At 37.1% G+C, this 17196-nt stretch carries 13 protein-coding genes; 9 read left to right on the top strand and 4 right to left on the bottom strand.

Annotated elements, in window-relative coordinates; genetic code table 11:
- Positions 1 to 71 precede the first annotated feature (71 nt).
- A complete protein-coding gene (locus ACFSFW_RS13880) occupies positions 72 to 3005 on the bottom strand; it encodes a transglycosylase domain-containing protein (RefSeq protein ID WP_388039125.1) in 2934 nt (977 codons plus the stop codon).
- Positions 3006 to 3155: 150 nt separating this feature from the next.
- Between ACFSFW_RS13880 and tyrS the strand changes: the two genes are divergently transcribed.
- Complete coding sequence (gene tyrS / locus ACFSFW_RS13875; RefSeq protein ID WP_388039123.1) at positions 3156 to 4415, top strand: tyrosine--tRNA ligase; 1260 nt, start codon at positions 3156 to 3158, stop codon at positions 4413 to 4415.
- 88 nt (positions 4416 to 4503) lie between these two features.
- Here the strand turns inward: tyrS and rpsD are convergent, their stop codons facing one another.
- A complete protein-coding gene (gene rpsD / locus ACFSFW_RS13870; RefSeq protein WP_304219218.1) occupies positions 4504 to 5106 on the bottom strand; it encodes a 30S ribosomal protein S4 in 603 nt (200 codons plus the stop codon).
- Between the two features lie 653 nt (positions 5107 to 5759).
- Here rpsD and ACFSFW_RS13865 point away from each other — a divergent pair.
- Both ACFSFW_RS13865 and megL read left to right on the top strand, forming a co-directional pair.
- Entirely contained in the window at positions 5760 to 7181 is a 1422-nt protein-coding gene (locus tag ACFSFW_RS13865) for a sensor domain-containing diguanylate cyclase (protein WP_388039121.1), read from the top strand.
- Positions 7182 to 7331: 150 nt separating this feature from the next.
- Positions 7332 to 8510 (top strand): methionine gamma-lyase, encoded by a 1179-nt coding sequence (gene megL / locus ACFSFW_RS13860; RefSeq protein ID WP_388039119.1) that lies wholly within the window; start codon positions 7332 to 7334, stop codon positions 8508 to 8510.
- Positions 8511 to 8551: 41 nt separating this feature from the next.
- On the opposite strand, the gene msrC is transcribed toward megL, so the two are convergent.
- On the bottom strand, positions 8552 to 9031 hold the full coding sequence (gene msrC / locus ACFSFW_RS13855; RefSeq protein WP_099362190.1) for a free L-methionine (R)-S-oxide reductase MsrC: 480 nt from the start codon (positions 9029 to 9031) through the stop codon (positions 8552 to 8554).
- A gap of 143 nt (positions 9032 to 9174) precedes the next feature.
- Here msrC and refZ point away from each other — a divergent pair, with 143 nt between their 5' ends.
- A complete protein-coding gene (refZ, locus tag ACFSFW_RS13850; RefSeq protein ID WP_304219211.1) occupies positions 9175 to 9828 on the top strand; it encodes a forespore capture DNA-binding protein RefZ in 654 nt (217 codons plus the stop codon).
- Here refZ and hisJ read toward each other — a convergent pair.
- On the bottom strand, positions 9818 to 10639 hold the full coding sequence (gene hisJ, locus ACFSFW_RS13845; protein WP_388039117.1) for a histidinol-phosphatase HisJ: 822 nt from the start codon (positions 10637 to 10639) through the stop codon (positions 9818 to 9820). The genes refZ and hisJ overlap by 11 nt on opposite strands.
- A gap of 312 nt (positions 10640 to 10951) precedes the next feature.
- Between hisJ and ezrA the strand changes: the two genes are divergently transcribed.
- From ezrA to mbcS, 5 genes are all read left to right on the top strand, one after another.
- On the top strand, positions 10952 to 12646 hold the full coding sequence (gene ezrA, locus ACFSFW_RS13840; RefSeq protein WP_388039115.1) for a septation ring formation regulator EzrA: 1695 nt from the start codon (positions 10952 to 10954) through the stop codon (positions 12644 to 12646).
- A 91-nt stretch (positions 12647 to 12737) separates the two neighbouring features.
- Positions 12738 to 13895, top strand: a complete 1158-nt coding sequence (locus tag ACFSFW_RS13835) for a cysteine desulfurase family protein (RefSeq protein ID WP_388039113.1) — start codon at positions 12738 to 12740, stop codon at positions 13893 to 13895.
- Positions 13885 to 15084: a tRNA uracil 4-sulfurtransferase ThiI gene (thiI, locus tag ACFSFW_RS13830; protein ID WP_388039112.1), complete on the top strand. Its 1200-nt coding sequence runs from the start codon at positions 13885 to 13887 to the stop codon at positions 15082 to 15084. The genes ACFSFW_RS13835 and thiI overlap by 11 nt, the downstream gene beginning before the upstream one ends.
- 89 nt (positions 15085 to 15173) lie before the next feature.
- The gene (locus ACFSFW_RS13825) at positions 15174 to 15377 is read left to right on the top strand and encodes an alpha/beta-type small acid-soluble spore protein (RefSeq protein ID WP_099362184.1); all 204 of its coding nucleotides are present in this window, start codon (positions 15174 to 15176) and stop codon (positions 15375 to 15377) included.
- 169 nt (positions 15378 to 15546) lie between these two features.
- On the top strand, positions 15547 to 17127 hold the full coding sequence (mbcS, locus tag ACFSFW_RS13820) for an acyl-CoA synthetase MbcS (RefSeq protein ID WP_388039110.1): 1581 nt from the start codon (positions 15547 to 15549) through the stop codon (positions 17125 to 17127).
- Positions 17128 to 17196 lie beyond the last annotated feature (69 nt).

Below are 17196 nucleotides of genomic sequence, written 5' to 3'. Positions count from 1 at the left end.
AGTTTGAGCGCGCTCAAATTCACCTTTTTCACTATTCGAAGCTAGTTATGTCCCAGACTCTTTTTTATTAATTAATTTCCACCGTTTTCTTTACCTTTTTCTTTACCGTTACCTTTACCATTGCCATTATTTCCATTTTCATTATTAGCACCACTATCCCCCTCAGCAGGAGGGTCTGCCGGTGGTGGGGTAACCACTTCTTGCTCTGGTTTGTAGTCGCCATTTTTGATTAAAACTGAATTTGCAAGTGGCGTTTCTTTACCAGTGACATCAACAGCAGTAACATAATAGGCTGCAACGGCGTTTCCAACGTTAAACTGTAAATTCTTTGTAGCAGGAACACTTCCAATCTTCTTGAAGTCTGCTGTGAAATTTGCTGCAGAATAGATTCGATATCCAATGACATCATTGTGATCATGCTTTGCCCATTTCAATGTACCTGAAGAAATCGAGGCACCTTTTACTTGGGACGGAACTGAACCATTGTCTTTAAGTTCAGTAGATTCTGTAACGACAAGGTTCTTCCAACGATCATTTTTAGGAAGCAATTGTGAAATTGCCGCTGAATCTTTTAAACCATGCTCTGCTAAAAACTCTTTCTTGATCATGATTCCTTCTTGGACAAATTCCTGTGGTGCACTTGATGGTACACGATAGGCTTTGCCATCTACTTCAATATACTTACCTTTTACAAGGTTATCATCGACCTTTGTAGGAACAAATTTAGCGTTATATATGTCAGATTGTACAAGACCGGCTTCACGACATAAATCTGAAGGAAGTAATCCAGAAATTCCACAATAGGAGCGACTTACAATTCCTCCAGGCATTTTAAAGTTTTCTTTTGGCTTAACAAGCTCTGGTTTTACATCATATACTGCATTTAATTGTTGTGCCCACAGAAGAATATTTCTTCTTGAATTATAAAGTCCTTTATAATTTAATGCCACTGGCTTTGGTGTATCGTAGCCAATCCACGTACCAAAGGTTACATTCGGGTTCGTTGCTACAAACCAAATATCCCACCAGTCGTTAGTTGTACCTGTTTTACCAGCCCAGTCCGCATTAAACTTAAGGTAACTATTCATAGATGCAGCTGTACCACCATTTATAACATCACGCATCATATCGATTGTTAAATAAGCAGTTTGTGGAGAGAAAACCTCAACAGGTTTCACTTCATGCTCGTATATAACATCTCCGTCGTTCGTTTCAATTTTTTCAATCATGTAGGCATCGATGAACTTACCTTCGTTAGCAAATGTTGCAAATGCATTTACATTCTCTTCAACTGAAACACCATCTGTCATACCGCCTATTGCTAAAGATGGGGCATGATAATCTTTTTCATTTAAAGAAGTGAACCCCATTTTCTCTAGGAAAGTAATTGGGCGGTGATCAAATGCCTTTAAGTATGTCTTGATGGCCGGGATATTCTTAGAGACTTGTAAAGCACGTCTTGCAGACATTAGACCATCAAAGTCATTTGCCCCACCCACGTTATATGGCGTATATTTTCCATATGAAAACTTTACATCGGCAATTACACTTCCAGGCTGTACGAGTCCTAGTTCCATTGCTGGTGCATAGTCCAAGAGCGGCTTCATTGTTGAACCATTTGACCGCTTCGCACCTAATGCATGATTGGTTTGCTCACGCTCGAAGTCACGGCCTCCCACAAAACTAATTATTTTTCCTGTCCTATTTTCAATTAATACAGAACCGAGCTCTTCTGGTTCGATTACTTGCACATCTTCATTCGTTTCTAAGTTTTTCTTCGTTTCTTTTCGATCTGGACCAAAATATTGAAAATTCTTTACTGCCTCTTGCATTACATCATATACTTCTTTGTCAATCGTTGTATGGATTTTATATCCATTTTGACGAAGGTTTCTATCTGCGATCACTTGATAGTGTGATCGAAGTTCCTTATTTTCTTCAAGATCCTTTTCCTCGTATCCATCATCCTTAGCCAATTTCTTCATCAAAATATCAGTGGCACGTTTTTCTACTTCAACAGTTAACCAAGGATATTTTTCATTAGGCTCTGACTTAGGTGGAGCTAGGTTGGCACGAATATCATAGGCAAGTGCTTCTTCATATTGCTTCTGTGTAATGAAGCCACCTGTAAGCATACGCTCTAAGACTGTTTTCATCCGGTTGATACCGGGCTCCAAGTTCTCTTTTACCTTTCCACCCTGATTTAAGAATGGCGTATATACATATGGGTTTTGAGGTATCCCAGCGATAAATGCAGCTTGTGGAAGGTTTAAATCCTTTGCATCTACTCCAAAAATCCCTTTGGCTGCTGTTTGAACTCCAGCAATATTTCGACCTGATGAATTACGGCCATAAGGAATAATGTTTAGATATGCTTCTAGAATTTCCTCTTTATCAAAAAACTTTTCAAGTCGAAGTGCGATGAGAATTTCCTTAGCCTTCCGATCAAAGGAAACTTCATTTGATAAAATTTGATTCTTGATCAATTGCTGGGTTAGCGTACTTCCTCCAGTTTGGATAGGTGAATTAGTTACATCCTGTACGATTGCCCGTAATATTGATTTTGGCACAACTCCATCGTGCTTATAGAAATATTGGTCCTCAGTAGCAATAACAGCATCTAAGACAAATTGTGAAATATCTTCGAGTGCTACTTCTTCACGTTGCAGGTCCGCCCGTAATTGACCAAGGTAGACCTCATTTGCAAAGTAGACCTCCGTGTTTTCTTCATAGTTATAAATATCTTTTTGTAAACTATCATAGTTTCGGACGGGTTCGTCCTTAACCAAAGATGCAAAATATCCTGCACCAGCTCCACCGGCAAAGCCAAGTCCAAGCAGACCAATAATAAAGAAAATTAAAAATAAGTTCCATACAACCCCGTAAGTAACTCTTGCGCCTTTTCGAACTTTGTTTCCTGTAACCGCTTGAATGACTTTATTTGATAGGACTCTTCGCCAAAAAGAGCTAATTTTTTCAAATATCTGTGATTTATTTAGATTCATAATCATCCCCCTAAAAATCCAAGTTTATTATAGCATATAGCGTAGGGTCATTAATATTATTTTATGAATTTCCATTATTTAATTTGACAATAATAGACAGAATGTGATAGAAAAACCTTATTAGAAGGTTAAAAGGAGAATCGATATTTAATGGATGTTATACAGGATTTGACCTATAGGGGATTGATAAATCAGGTAACGGATCAGGAAGGACTACAGAATACATTAAAGAATGAAAAGATTAAATTGTATTGTGGATTCGATCCAACAGCTGATAGTTTACATATTGGACACTTAGTAGGGGTTTTAACCTTGAGAAGATTCCAATTAGCAGGGCACCAACCTATTGCATTAGTTGGTGGAGCGACAGGTTTAATTGGTGACCCAAGTGGTAAAAAGGCTGAAAGAACGCTAAATCCGAAAGAGGTAGTCGTGGAGTTTAGTAATAGCATTAAAAATCAGCTTTCACGCTTTTTGGATTTTGAAGCAGAAGGAAACCCAGCTCAAATTGCAAATAACTATGATTGGATTGGTAGTCTAGACTTAATTACTTTCTTGCGTGACATAGGTAAAAGCTTTGGTTTAAATTACATGCTCGCTAAAGACTCTGTGCAATCTCGTCTTGATGCTGGGATTTCATTTACAGAGTTTAGCTATATGATTTTACAATCCTATGACTTCTTGAAACTATATGAAGATGTAGGCTGCCGACTTCAAATTGGTGGAAGTGACCAATGGGGGAATATCACAGCCGGACTTGAATTAATTCGTAAGACAGTCGAGGATGCAAAAGCATTTGGTCTAACTATACCACTCGTGACGAAAGCTGATGGAACGAAGTTTGGAAAAACAGAAGGTGGTACAATCTGGTTAGATAAAGATAAAACGTCACCATACGAGTTTTATCAATTCTGGATCAATACAGATGACCGTGATGTTGTTCGTTATTTAAAATATTTTACGTTCCTATCCAAAGAGGAAATTGAGGGTCTTGAAGCAGAAATTCAACATGCACCTGAAAAGCGATTGGCACAAAAGACGTTGGCTGAGGAAGTAACGAAATTGGTTCATGGTGAAGCTGCTTTAGAGCAAGCTGTGAAAATTTCAACAGCATTATTCAGCGGTTCTATCAGTGAATTAAGTGCAGAGGAAATTAAGCAAGGCTTTAAGGATGTTCCTTCATATGAGTACAATGGGGATACTGAGGTTGGGTTAGTTGATTTATTAGTAATGAGTAAAATTTCCCCATCTAAGCGTCAGGCACGTGAGGATATTGGAAATGGAGCCATTTATGTCAATGGTGAGAGAATCCAAGAAGTAGATGCGGTTTTAACTTCGCAAAATCGAATCGAAGGTCAATTCACCGTCATTCGACGAGGTAAGAAAAAATATTTCTTAATTAAATATTAAAATGAATAAGGTGCTCCCGAGGAGCACCTTATTCATTTTATCTATGAAAAAAAAGAGGAAAGGGATATCCCTTTCCTCTTTAGGAAGATTAACGTGAGTAGAACTCAACGATGAATGCTTCGTTAATTTCTGCTGGTAATTCAGAACGCTCTGGTAAACGAGTGTATGTTCCTTCTAGCTTATCAGCATCAAAAGTTAAATATTCTGGTACGAAAGTAGTAGCTTCGATAGCTTCTTTAATTGCAACAAGGTTACGTGATTTTTCACGAACTGCAATCGTTTGACCAGGTTTTACACGGTAAGATGGAATATCAACGCGGCCACCATCTACAATAATATGACCATGGTTAACTAATTGGCGAGCTGCACGACGAGTACGAGCAAGACCAAGACGGTAAACTAGGTTATCTAAACGTGATTCAAGAAGAATCATGAAGTTTTCACCAAGGATCCCTTGCATTTTGCTTGCATTGTTGAATGTAGTGCGGAATTGACGCTCATTCACACCATACATATGACGAAGCTTTTGTTTTTCTTGTAATTGTAAACCATATTCAGAAAGCTTCTTGCGTTGGTTTGGACCATGTTGTCCAGGAGCGTAAGGACGCTTTTCTAATTCTTTACCAGTACCACTTAATGAGATTCCAAGACGACGGGATAATTTCCAGCTTGGACCAGTATAACGAGCCATGAATGACTCCTCCTTCAATGTTTTTATTTTGTTGTAAAATAAAAACAGATGTGCTAGATGCTCTCGACTATTTTGTTTTCATGTACCTTCGCTCTAGCAGCCAAGAGTTACGTGATACACCATCTATGAGCTAAAAACTCATGCAGAGGAACAAAATAGAACAAAAACCTACTCACATACGCTGCAATATTTTACACAACGATCATTATATGATTTTTACTAAAGGAAGTCAAGTTATCATGATAAAATACATAAAACGGCAAGATCTTCTACTTTTTATGGAGGAAATTCGATTATAAACATGAAGATGTAATAAATTTGGGTTTTTTACGATATAATAAAACATTTTTCGTGCATTTTCTATTATAATAGATTTAATAAGTACTAACTTTATTCAGCAGAAATTCTTCCATATTTATGTGGGATGAAAGAATATATTATGAAAATTTGAGTAGAGGTTCAAATTCCGGCTGAATAAAGTTAAAGCCTCCGGCGGAGACATGCGATTTTCAAAGGTAATTTTTCGAGCATAAGATCAAAGACTAAGAACGCCACGTCCTGTGGCAACGTCTTTGTGACCCACCTCGTGTGGGCCTAAAAAATCTGGGCGCAAATACGCCAAGGCGCATTTGATAATAGATGGGTGATAAATCATGAATTTTCCAAATGAAGAATTGAGATATGAGCAATTATTTAGAGTAACCTCTAAGTTTCATTCAACTATGGATATAGATGCTGTGCTCGAAGAGGTTATGAATACATTACAAGATGTATACCCATCATTTACATTTACCTTATTTCTTGCACATGATAATAAACGACATAATGTTATTCCGATTAAAGATATACAAGAATATGAAAATGGTGAACACTCGCTAGTTATGCAAGCGTTTGTAAACGGAACTCTACAACTTGAAGATTCAGTTACTGATAAAAAATCGGTCATTTATGCCCCTTTAAAAGGTAGGCAGGGTGTTTATGGAGTCTTGCAAATCAACGCCCATGACGGACTAGTATTTCCGAAATCAGAAATCCAGTTTATTGAACTTTTGGCAAATACAGCTGGACATGCATTCGAAAATGCCCAACTCTATCAACAGTCGAAACAATTAATTGCCGATCTACAATTAATTAACGAAACTTCACATAAGTTAAATTCTAATTTGCGATTAACAGATACAATGACATTCATGACATCTCAAATCAAAGCTTCCTTTGGCGCAAATGAAGTAGGCTTTTTATTACAATCAAATGGACAAATAGAGGTACTTCCGGGAAGTACTGCTTTTTTTGAAGAAGGACATGGCGAGCAATATGTTTTATATTGCCTTGATCGAATTTTAACAGAAAAAGAACCTCTATTCATAGGCGATTTACAGGGAGAACCAGCATTTGGAAAATCCGTCTATCGATCTTTGATGTCTGTTCCAATTGTACAACGCAATGAAATTTTAGGTGTTTCCATTGTTTTACATGAACTGCCTTATTTCTTTTCTTTTGATAAGTTTAAACTCCTGCAATCCTTGATCTATCATTCATCCTTGGCTTTTACAAATTCAATCCTCCGGGAAGAACTTGAAAAATTGGTAATTACCGATTATTTAACCAAACTTTATTCCCGTAATCACTTAGAGGATTGTGTACACAAATCATTGGAAACAGATGCTTTTGGTACGTTTATATTAATTGACATTGATGATTTCAAAGGCATTAATGACACTTATGGTCATCAAGTTGGGGACGAAGCGATTATTCAAATAGCTACTCTCATTAAGGAAAATATCCGTGACAACGATATTGGAGCAAGATGGGGTGGAGAAGAACTCGCAATTTATCTGCCTAGAGTGGATTTAGCTTCAGGGATTGCTGTTGCAGAACGGCTCGGAAAAAGAGTGGAACAGAATTCAAATCCCAAAATCACAATTTCGTGTGGGGTGGCTACCTGGTATAAGGAATACAGAGAAACATTCCAAAGTTTATTCCACCGTGCAGACAATGCACTGTATGTGGCTAAACAATCAGGAAAAAATCAAGTTATTGCTAGTGAAAATAAAGTAATTGAAGGGCATCTATAAATGGATGTCCTTTTTGGTTGAAAAGGAACTTGTCCTCGTTAACGAGTAAAACCAAGTAAACCTCTACGAAAATAGAAAACGCTTTCAATACAACCCTTCTTGTCATATGCTAATGATATAATCAAAAGTTTTAAGGGGGATAAGGGGAGCATGAGCAAGGAAAGTAAATACTTTGACACTTTAGCGATACATGGCGGGGGACCAACTTCTCCAAATGGGAGTTTAACACCACCACTTTACCAAACATCAACTTTTACATTTGAAACAGCTGAACAAGGAGAAGCCCGTTTTGCTGGTACAGATGAAGGATATATATATTCTAGATTAGGGAACCCAACAGTAAAACTTTTAGAAGATAGAATTGCTCTCTTAGAGGGTGGGGAAGCTGGGCTTTCATTTGGATCAGGGATGGCTGCTGTTTCGGCTGTGTTATTTGCATTAACAAAATCCGGCGATCATATCCTCTGCTCACAGGGACTGTATGGATGTACCTTTGGTCTACTTCAGATGATGAACGAGAAGTACAACATCGAGCATGATTTCAGTGAGATGGATGATGAAGAGGAAATCCTTTCAAAAATCACTCCACAAACAAAACTAATCTACATTGAGACACCCATTAATCCAACTATGAAACTCATTGACTTACAAAAGGTTGTTAAGATTGCGAAACAGCTTAATATCCCGGTTGTCGTGGACAATACTTTTAGTTCACCGTATTTGCAGCAACCAATTAATTTGGGTTGTGATATTGTGGTACACAGTGCCACAAAGTATATTGGAGGACATGGTGATGTGATCGCAGGTCTTGTCGTTGGCAAAAAGGAATTTATTCAAGAGGTGGCAATGACAACGAAAAAGGATATTGGTGGTATTATGTCACCATTTGATGCTTGGCTTTTACTTCGTGGGCTAAAAACACTGCCAGTAAGGATGGACCGCCACTGTGATAATACAGAAAAAATCGCATCGTTACTAAAAGAACATAAAAATGTGGAGCAAATTTTTTATCCTGGAGATATAGATAGCCCAGAATACGAGATTATGAAAAAACAAATGAGCAAGCCTGGTGGACTCATATCCTTTACAATTAAAGGCACAAAGAAGGATGCTCAAAACGTTCTAAATCGGGTGAAATTAATCAAAATTGCTGTGAGTCTAGGTGATACAGAGACTCTCATTCAGCATCCAGCAACAATGACACATGCTGTTGTACCAGAAGAATCTCGATTGAAGATGGGAATTACGGATAATTTGATTCGACTTTCTGTAGGATTAGAAGCATGGGAAGATATATGGGATGATTTAAATCAAGCGTTAAACGGATAAACAAAAGCCAGCGAGGATTAAAAATCCTCACTGGCTTATTCTTATATGTGTTGTTCTAAAACTTTCACAAATTCTTCAAGGCATTGTTGGTCCACTTCATCAAAACGCTCTTTGATTGGGCTGTCGATATCTAACACACCAAAAACTTCACCATTTTTCATAATTGGAACAACAATTTCCGATTGGGAAGCACTATCACATGCAATATGACCTGGGAATAGATGAACATCTGCCACTCTTTCAGTCTTTTGATTTTGGGCTGCAGTGCCACAAACCCCACGCCCCATTTTAATTCTCACACATGCAGGTAAGCCTTGGAATGGTCCGAGAATAAGTTCATCCTCTTTCTTTACATAAAAGCCAACCCAATTGACATTATCTAAAAATTGGTTAAGTAATGCTGATGCATTTGCTAAATTTGCTATTTGATCTTGTTCGCCTTCAAGCAAAGCATTTAGCTGTTTTGTTACCAGTTTATAGTCTTCTGCTTTATTACCTTTGTATTGTTCGACATGAAACATTATGATTCCCCTCCATTTGAGTAATACCTACATAAATTATATTAAATGATAGCTTAAAGCGCGTGACTTGTCGATAAATTCTTAAAGGAATCCACCTTAGCATATCGAAATCTATACTATATTAAGGGTAAGGTGGGTTGGTTATGAAAAGTAAAACAATGAAACAAAAAGTTATTGAGTCGTCCGTATTCTTATTTAATACAAAAGGCTTTGATGGAACAACAGTACGTGAAATTGCGAAAAGAGCAAATTGTAATGTCGCCAATATCTCCTACTATTTTGGAAATAAGGAAGGTTTATTAGAACATTTAGTTTCTTCTTACCTTGAGGGATATTTAACGATTGTCGAGCATGCCTATATTGAATTGGATAACAGAACGGCAAGAGAATGTTTATTGCTTGCGGTCAGAGGGATTATGGAATACCAAAAGGATAATCGTCACTTATCACGTTTTGTCCAACGGGAAATTACATTTGATACCACTTTGATTCGTGAAATCATGACAACCTATATGACGAAAGAAAAATATTATTTCCAAGCCATTTTTGAAACAGGTATAAAACAACAGGAATTTGCCCTTATTCCAATCCCTTATGCCATCATGCAATTAAAGGGGATGTTATCCATGCCCTATCTACACCCTCAATATATGTCAGAAGTTTTACATTTAATGCCTTATGAGTTGTATGTTAGTGAACAATATTGTCATGAAATAGAAAAATGGGTAAACACGACAATTTGTAAACAACCACAAACGATAAAAAGCAAAGTAACTCAGCTTCCTGTTAATATCTAGTTGGTGACACTAACACAGCATTCTTAAATAGATGATCAAATCCTTGATTTAAATCCTTCCTGCTATGGGCATCGGAACCATAGACGAGAGGGATTTTTCGTTTTATTGCCTCTCTAATAATGTCTTCTGGTGGATAAACCTCTCGACAAAGTGGCTTATTAATACCAGCACCATTATAATCCAAGGCTAATCCAAGATCCGCAATTTGGTCGAGTATTGAGTGAATCTTCTCATCGAATTGCTTCGCTACCGGGAATTTCTTTTGAAACTTGTGAACAAGTGTAATATGGCCAATCCTTTTTGGCTTAAATTGACCAAGGTTTGCCGTTATAGAACGCGCCAATGTATCATAATAAGCTTCATAGACTGCCTCAACTGAGGAATAGTCACTGATCATAGTCGCAAACGTGTCAGGACTATAATCGAGGCAATAATACTGATCTTGTTTTTTTAAAAAATGAACAGAGAGAATGCTATCGTTCAAATATCGGCCATACTCGTTCAAAAAAGTCCTCGTGTCCTCTTCATATCCCTCAATATAGTCGACTTCTAACCCAATATTGATTTTAATATCTGATGCAAACTTTTTTTGAAGCTCGGTTAATACAGAAAAATAGTTTTCTAGATGATTTTCGTCCATTCCACTGTCCTTTTGAGGTGTGGGATCGTTAAATCCAGATGGAAGTGGTGCATGTTCTGTGAACGAAATTTCATCAAATCCTAAATCGAGTGCACGGGCGATATAATCCTCAAACGGGTCCTTTGTACCATGTGGGCAAAAGGGTGTATGGATATGACCATCTGCTTTCATTGACAAATCCCTCATTTTTATATAAATTTTGTAAAAAATTTTAAAAGTTTTAGTCAAAAATTGTCGTTTACATGGTATCATAAATACAATAAAAAAACATTATTACTTTATTTCGCAAATTTTTGCGAGATAAAGTAATAGCCTCTGGCGGATGCCACAGATTTTCAATGGTAAGTTTTCGAGCAGGCTCGAAAAAATCTGGGCGGCAATTACGCCAAGGCGTACTTGATTGTGATATTCAATATAAAAATTAAAAACTAATATACATAAATGTCTAGAAACAATTGATTGTGGGAGCAAGGAGGCCAAATTATGGAGATCATAATCGGCATAATCGTAGTAGCAAGTTCAGTAACTATATTTGGGTTTTATTCGAGAAAAAAGATATATAAAGATGTTGATAGGCTTGAAGCCTGGAAGATAGATATGATGAATCGGCCAGTCACCGATGAAATAGCTAAAGTGAAAGAGCTTAACATGACAGGTCAAACGGAGGAATTATTCGAACGTTGGAGAAAGCAATGGGATGAAATTGTCACTGTTGGTCTTCCAGATGTTGAGGAATTATTATTTGATGCTGAAGACTTAGCGGATAAGTATCGTTTTGGGAAAGCAAAACGGGTACTGGCACAAATCGAAGCAATCTTAAATGATGCTGAAAGCAATATCGCCATTATTTTAGACGAGCTTAAGGATTTAGTAGGCAGTGAAGAAAAAAATCGTGTTGAGGTTGATGAATTAAACCAACAATATCGGGAACTTAAAAAGAATTTACTTGCGCATAGACATACTTTTGGACGTGCTGAAAAACAGCTTGAAATGAATCTGGAAGGTGTTTATGGGAAATTTAAAGAATTTGAAGAAGCAACGACGAATGGGAATTATTTTGAGGCAAGAGAAATTGTTCTCCTGATTAAGGATGCACTTTCCGTAACAAAGCAGCAAATGGATGAGATTCCTCATTTATTACATGAATGCCAAAGTGCAATTCCAAACCAGTTAAATGAAGTTTCTGAAGGATACAGCCAAATGGAGCAGGAAGGCTATTCTCTCGGGCACCATCAAATTGAGAAAGAAATTGAAAGAATGCGAGAGCAATTATCCCAATATATTTCTCTTATCGAAGAGCTAAAGCTCGAAGATGTGAAGAAGGGAATTGAAGAAGCAAGAGAGTCACTCGATACGATCTATGATTTACTGGAAGCCGAAGTAAAAGCAAATCAGTTTGTGAAAAAAGAGGTTGAGAAGATCGAACAAGATCTAGAGGACTTAGTTGAAGGTAGTAAAAGCACAGAAGAGGAAACAACATTTGTTCAACAAAGCTATCATTTAAATGAAAATGATCTGGAACGACACCGGAATATCGTAAAACAAATTAAACAACTGGTTAAGCAATATGTATCTGTTCAATCAAAGCTTGAAGCGGATCAAATTGCCTATTCTCTAATTAAAACGGAGCTAGAAGAAGTGTACGGTAAGATTCAGGATGTGAAGGAAGAGCACTTACAATTTTCAGAAATGCTGAAAACACTTCGTAAGGATGAGCTCCATGCAAGAGAACAAATTTCGGAAATGAAGAAGCAACTTGCAGATGCGAAACGACTTATCTCAAAAAGTAATATCCCTGGTTTACCAGTAAAATATTCTGAGCTCATTTCGGAAGCGAGATTATCTCTTACACAGGTAATGAATAGTCTCGAGGAAAAACCTCTTAATATGAATACGGTCAATCAAACATTACAAAATGCGCTTGATTTAGTTTCACAAACATATAAGCAAACAGAAGAAATGATTGAGCAAGTATATCTTGCAGAAAGGGTCATTCAATATGGAAACCGATACCGAAGCCGGAATCCAAAAATTGCAGGTAGTTTACTTGAAGCTGAGAAATCTTTTAGAAATTATGAATATGCACTTGCATTAGAACAAGCTGCAACAGCAATTGAAGATCTAGATCCTGGAGCATTGAAAAAGATTGAAGTCTTACTTGAAGATGATCCAAAGTAAAGGGCCTCAAATTGGGGTCCTTTTCCTTTTTTTATTTTATAAATGTATGTTATCATTTTGTTTGCAAATATCGCATAGTAGGGGTAATTAGATGATTTATTTAGATAATAGTGCAACAACAAAACCTTTTGATGATGTAATTGATTCCTATATAAAAGTCGCAAAAAATTATTTTGGCAATCCCTCTTCCTTACATGGAATAGGTGGACAAGCTGAAAAGCTTTTAAGTCAATCTCGGACCCAGATTGCTTCCCTTTTACAGGTAAAACCACAGGAAATCATTTTTACTTCTGGAGGATCTGAAGGGAATAATTTTGCGATTAAAGGAATTGCCTTACAATACAGTAATCGAGGCAAACATATTATTACAACATCAATAGAGCATCCTTCCATTACTGAGGCATGCAAGCAATTGTCGGAACTTGGGTTTGATATCACCTACCTTCCAGTAGACGAAAATGGTGTTGTATCGATTGAAGATTTGAGAGATTCAATCCGTGAAGATACGATCTTAGTTTCTATCATTCATGTAAATAATGAGGTTGGGACCATCCAACCGATTGAGGAAATCGGAAAACTTTTGGAAAAGTACCCTAAGATTATTTATCATGTTGATCATGTACAGGGAGTAGGTAAAACTTACCTAGATTTCAATAAGGCAAAACTTGATTTATGTACGATTTCAGGACATAAATTCAATGGGCTTAAAGGAACAGGCGTTTTATATGTCCGCCAAGGTGTAAGAATTAAGGCTTTAATCGGTGGCGGTGACCAAGAAATGCAAAAAAGGGCTGGAACAGAAAATGTTGCTGGTTTTGTAGCACTTGCCAAAGCATTAAGGTTAACCATAGAGAACAGAGATGAAAATATTACACATCTAACCCGATTAAAAGAAAGCATGATAGATCAATTATCAAGGATGAATGGTATTACAATACACACACCTGAGGCTAGTAGTGCCCCACATATCATTAATTTTTCGATTAACGGTTTAAAGCCTGAAGTGTTTGTTCATTTATTAGAAGAGAAGGAAATTTATGTTTCGACTACCTCCGCATGCTCATCGAAAAATAATGAACCAAGTAAAACATTACTTGCGATGGGAGTGCCTAAAGCTCTTGCTAATAGTTCAATACGAATCAGCCTGTCGCACCAAAACAAACTGGAAGAGATTCCGATTTTAATAAAGGCAATTGAAAATGCAATACAGAAATTACAACATGTAATGGGGGAAGAAAATGGAATATGATCACATTCTAATACGATTTGGCGAAATTACAACAAAAGGTCGAAATCGTAATCATTTCATTAATAAACTTTTAAATAATATAAAAAGGAAGCTTACTGATTACAAAGGACTTACATTTGAAAAAACAAGAGATCGAATTTATATAAAGTTAAATGGAGAACCACATGAAGGAATAGTAGAAGTTCTCAAAAATATCATTGGTATTCAATCCTTTAGTCTTGCTTTAAAGGTTGAAAGTGAAATCGAAAAAATAAAAGATGGTGTCTTGGCTGCCATAAAACAACTAGATCATCAAGGAAAGACCTTTAAAATATCTGCACGACGTTCAGATAAAAGTTTTTCACTTGATTCCAATGAATTGAATTATGAATTAGGGAGTCATATTTTAAAGAATACCCAGGAAATCTCCGTCAATGTGCACACTCCTGATATCAATATTCGTGTTGAAGTGCGAAAGGAAGCAACTTATATTACCTTTAAAGATGAGAAAGGTGTAGGAGGACTTCCAGTTGGTTCAAGCGGGAAAGCAATGCTTATGCTTTCGGGTGGTCTTGATAGCCCTGTTGCCGGTTATTTATCAATGAAGAGGGGATTAACAATTGAGGCTGTACATTTTCACAGTCCCCCATATACAAGCGATCGTGCACGACAAAAGGTAATTGACCTTGCACAGCAGCTTACTGAATTTTCGGGAACGGTTAAACTGCATATCGTCCCTTTTACTGACATTCAGATCACGATTCAAAGACAAATCCCTGAAAACTATACGCTCATTTCAACTAGACGAATGATGCTTCGGATCACGGATGAAATAAGAAGAAGACGTAATGCACTTGCGATTGTGACTGGTGAGAGCCTTGGACAAGTGGCAAGTCAGACATTGGAAAGTATGCATGTCATTAATAACGTCACCAATACACCAATTATTCGTCCACTGGTTACTGTCGATAAATTTGATATTATTGATATGGCTAAGAAAATCAATACACATGATATTTCAATTCGTCCATTTGAAGATTGTTGTACGATTTTTACACCTTCTGCTCCCAAAACAAGACCAAAGCTAGAAAATGTAACCCATTATGAAAGCTACACTGATTTTGAGAGCTTAATTGAAAAAGCCGTAAATGAAACGGAAATCATTACATTGGATGGATCTAAGAAAGAAGAAATTGAAGATCTTTTCTAAAAAAAAATCATTCTAAGATTTACCAATAGATTAAATGTATTGTGCCATGTGATTTTACACATTATATACTCACAAGGAGGTGAAGTCACATGGCAAACAACAACAGCAGCAACCAACTATTAGTAGCTGGTGCACAACAAGCAATTGACCAAATGAAATATGAAATCGCTTCTGAATTTGGTGTAAACCTTGGTGCTGATACAACTTCTCGTGCTAACGGATCTGTTGGTGGAGAAATCACTAAGCGTTTAGTATCTTTCGCTCAACAACAAATGGGCGGAGGTAACTTCTAAAAATAAAAAAATAGATGGCTACAAGGACGGGTTTACTCCCGTCCTTTTTTGTATTTTGAAAAAATTGAAATCAGATATTATAACCAGGTCACAATTTTTTCACAAAACCCCTCCAAATTGTTGAAATTTTTTTATATAATTAGAAGATAAAGATTGAGGAGGAATGATTGTGAAAAGAGAAGATTTACTTGCACCTTTACGGTATAACCTTGTTCAGGAAATCGAAAAACATGCAAAAGATCCTAAAAAAGTTGCGTTGAAATGGGAAGATGAGCAGGGAAACAAAAAGGAAATTACATACGTTGACCTCTTCAAGAATGTAAATAAAATTGGAAATACATTTATCAACAACGGTCTTAACAAAGGGGATAAGGTATTAGTTATTATTCCTAGATTAGTGGAAGCATATATGGTTTATTTAGGGGCGTTAAAAGCTGGACTAGTTGTCATACCAAGCTCTGAGATGCTTCGTACAAAAGATCTTCAATACCGAATCACACATGGCGATGTAAGAGCCATTATTAGCTATCACCCATATTGTGATCAATTTTCATCCATCGAAAATATTGAGAAAATCCAGAAGTTTGCAGTGGGCGAAAAGGTGGAAGATTGGGTTTCTTTAGAAGAGGAAATGCAAAGTCAATCTGAAGAACTTGTAGCAGCAGAAACAAGCAAAGATGATATGGCGTTCCTTTCTTATACTTCCGGAACAACCGGTAATCCGAAGGGCGTTGTGCACACACATGGCTGGGCATATGCACATTTAAAAACAGCAGCTCCATACTGGTTAAGCATAAGTGAATCGGATACGGTATGGGCAACAGCGGGGCCTGGCTGGCAAAAATGGATTTGGAGCCCATTTCTATCAACTTTAGGTAGCGGAGCAACTGGATTCGTCTATCACGGCAAATTTGATCCTAATAAATATTTGCAGTTGTTAGGTTCGTATAAAATAAATGTGTTATGTTGTACACCAACAGAGTATCGTCTTATGGCAAAGGTTGAAAATCTGTCTGAATACTCACTACCGGATTTGCATAGTGCTGTATCGGCAGGAGAGCCTTTAAATCGTGAAGTTATTGACACCTTTAGAAGAGAGTTTAATATCGAGGTACGAGATGGATACGGGCAAACTGAAAATACCCTTTTAGTTGGAGTACTAAAAGGAATGACAATAAAACCTGGATCAATGGGTAAGCCTACACCAGGCAATAATGTTGAAATAGTCGATGAGTTCGGTAAGCCTTGTGGTGTTGGTGAAGTGGGGGATATTGGCGTTCACGTGAACACACCTGCCCTTTTTAAAGAATATTACAAGGATCCTGAAAGAACATCAATGCAATTTAGAGGCGATTATTATATTACAGGCGACAGAGCGAAAAAAGACGAAGATGGCTATTTCTGGTTTGAGGGACGTGCCGATGATATTATCATTAGTTCAGGTTACACAATCGGGCCATTTGAGGTAGAAGATGCACTTGTAAAACATCCATCTGTAAAAGAGTGTGCGGTTGTAGCAAGTCCAGATGAAATTCGAGGTAATATTGTCAAAGCTTATGTTGTATTACGTGACGGTATAACTTCCAACGAGGAGCTCGTCAAAAATCTACAAGAACATGTAAAGCAATTGACAGCACCATATAAATATCCTAGAAAAATTGAATTTGTAAGTGACTTACCAAAAACAACTTCAGGAAAAATCAGAAGAATTGAGCTTAGACAGGCTGAATCAGCGAAAGCAAAAGCATAATCCTATACACAAAAAAGCAGCTAGTATTTTTACTATCTGCTTTTTGCATGTTAAAGTAAGCTTAAATTA

The sequence above is a fragment of the Ferdinandcohnia salidurans genome (assembly GCF_042680725.1).
Lineage (GTDB): Bacteria > Bacillota > Bacilli > Bacillales > Bacillaceae_L > Ferdinandcohnia > Ferdinandcohnia salidurans.
This window is presented reverse-complemented; position numbering and strand designations above follow the sequence as displayed.

What these genes read in the sequence shown, in the direction of transcription:
- ACFSFW_RS13880 (WP_388039125.1), bottom strand. Translation starts at nt 3,005, where the DNA reads ATGAATCTAAATAAATCACAGATATTTGAAAAAATTAGCTCTTTTTGG.
- ACFSFW_RS13835 (WP_388039113.1), top strand. Translation starts at nt 12,738, where the DNA reads ATGATTTATTTAGATAATAGTGCAACAACAAAACCTTTTGATGATGTA.
- hisJ (WP_388039117.1), bottom strand. Translation starts at nt 10,639, where the DNA reads ATGAAAGCAGATGGTCATATCCATACACCCTTTTGCCCACATGGTACA.
- tyrS (WP_388039123.1), top strand. Translation starts at nt 3,156, where the DNA reads ATGGATGTTATACAGGATTTGACCTATAGGGGATTGATAAATCAGGTA.
- rpsD (WP_304219218.1), bottom strand. Translation starts at nt 5,106, where the DNA reads ATGGCTCGTTATACTGGTCCAAGCTGGAAATTATCCCGTCGTCTTGGA.
- thiI (WP_388039112.1), top strand. Translation starts at nt 13,885, where the DNA reads ATGGAATATGATCACATTCTAATACGATTTGGCGAAATTACAACAAAA.
- ACFSFW_RS13865 (WP_388039121.1), top strand. Translation starts at nt 5,760, where the DNA reads ATGAATTTTCCAAATGAAGAATTGAGATATGAGCAATTATTTAGAGTA.
- refZ (WP_304219211.1), top strand. Translation starts at nt 9,175, where the DNA reads ATGAAAAGTAAAACAATGAAACAAAAAGTTATTGAGTCGTCCGTATTC.
- ezrA (WP_388039115.1), top strand. Translation starts at nt 10,952, where the DNA reads ATGGAGATCATAATCGGCATAATCGTAGTAGCAAGTTCAGTAACTATA.
- megL (WP_388039119.1), top strand. Translation starts at nt 7,332, where the DNA reads ATGAGCAAGGAAAGTAAATACTTTGACACTTTAGCGATACATGGCGGG.
- msrC (WP_099362190.1), bottom strand. Translation starts at nt 9,031, where the DNA reads ATGTTTCATGTCGAACAATACAAAGGTAATAAAGCAGAAGACTATAAA.
- ACFSFW_RS13825 (WP_099362184.1), top strand. Translation starts at nt 15,174, where the DNA reads ATGGCAAACAACAACAGCAGCAACCAACTATTAGTAGCTGGTGCACAA.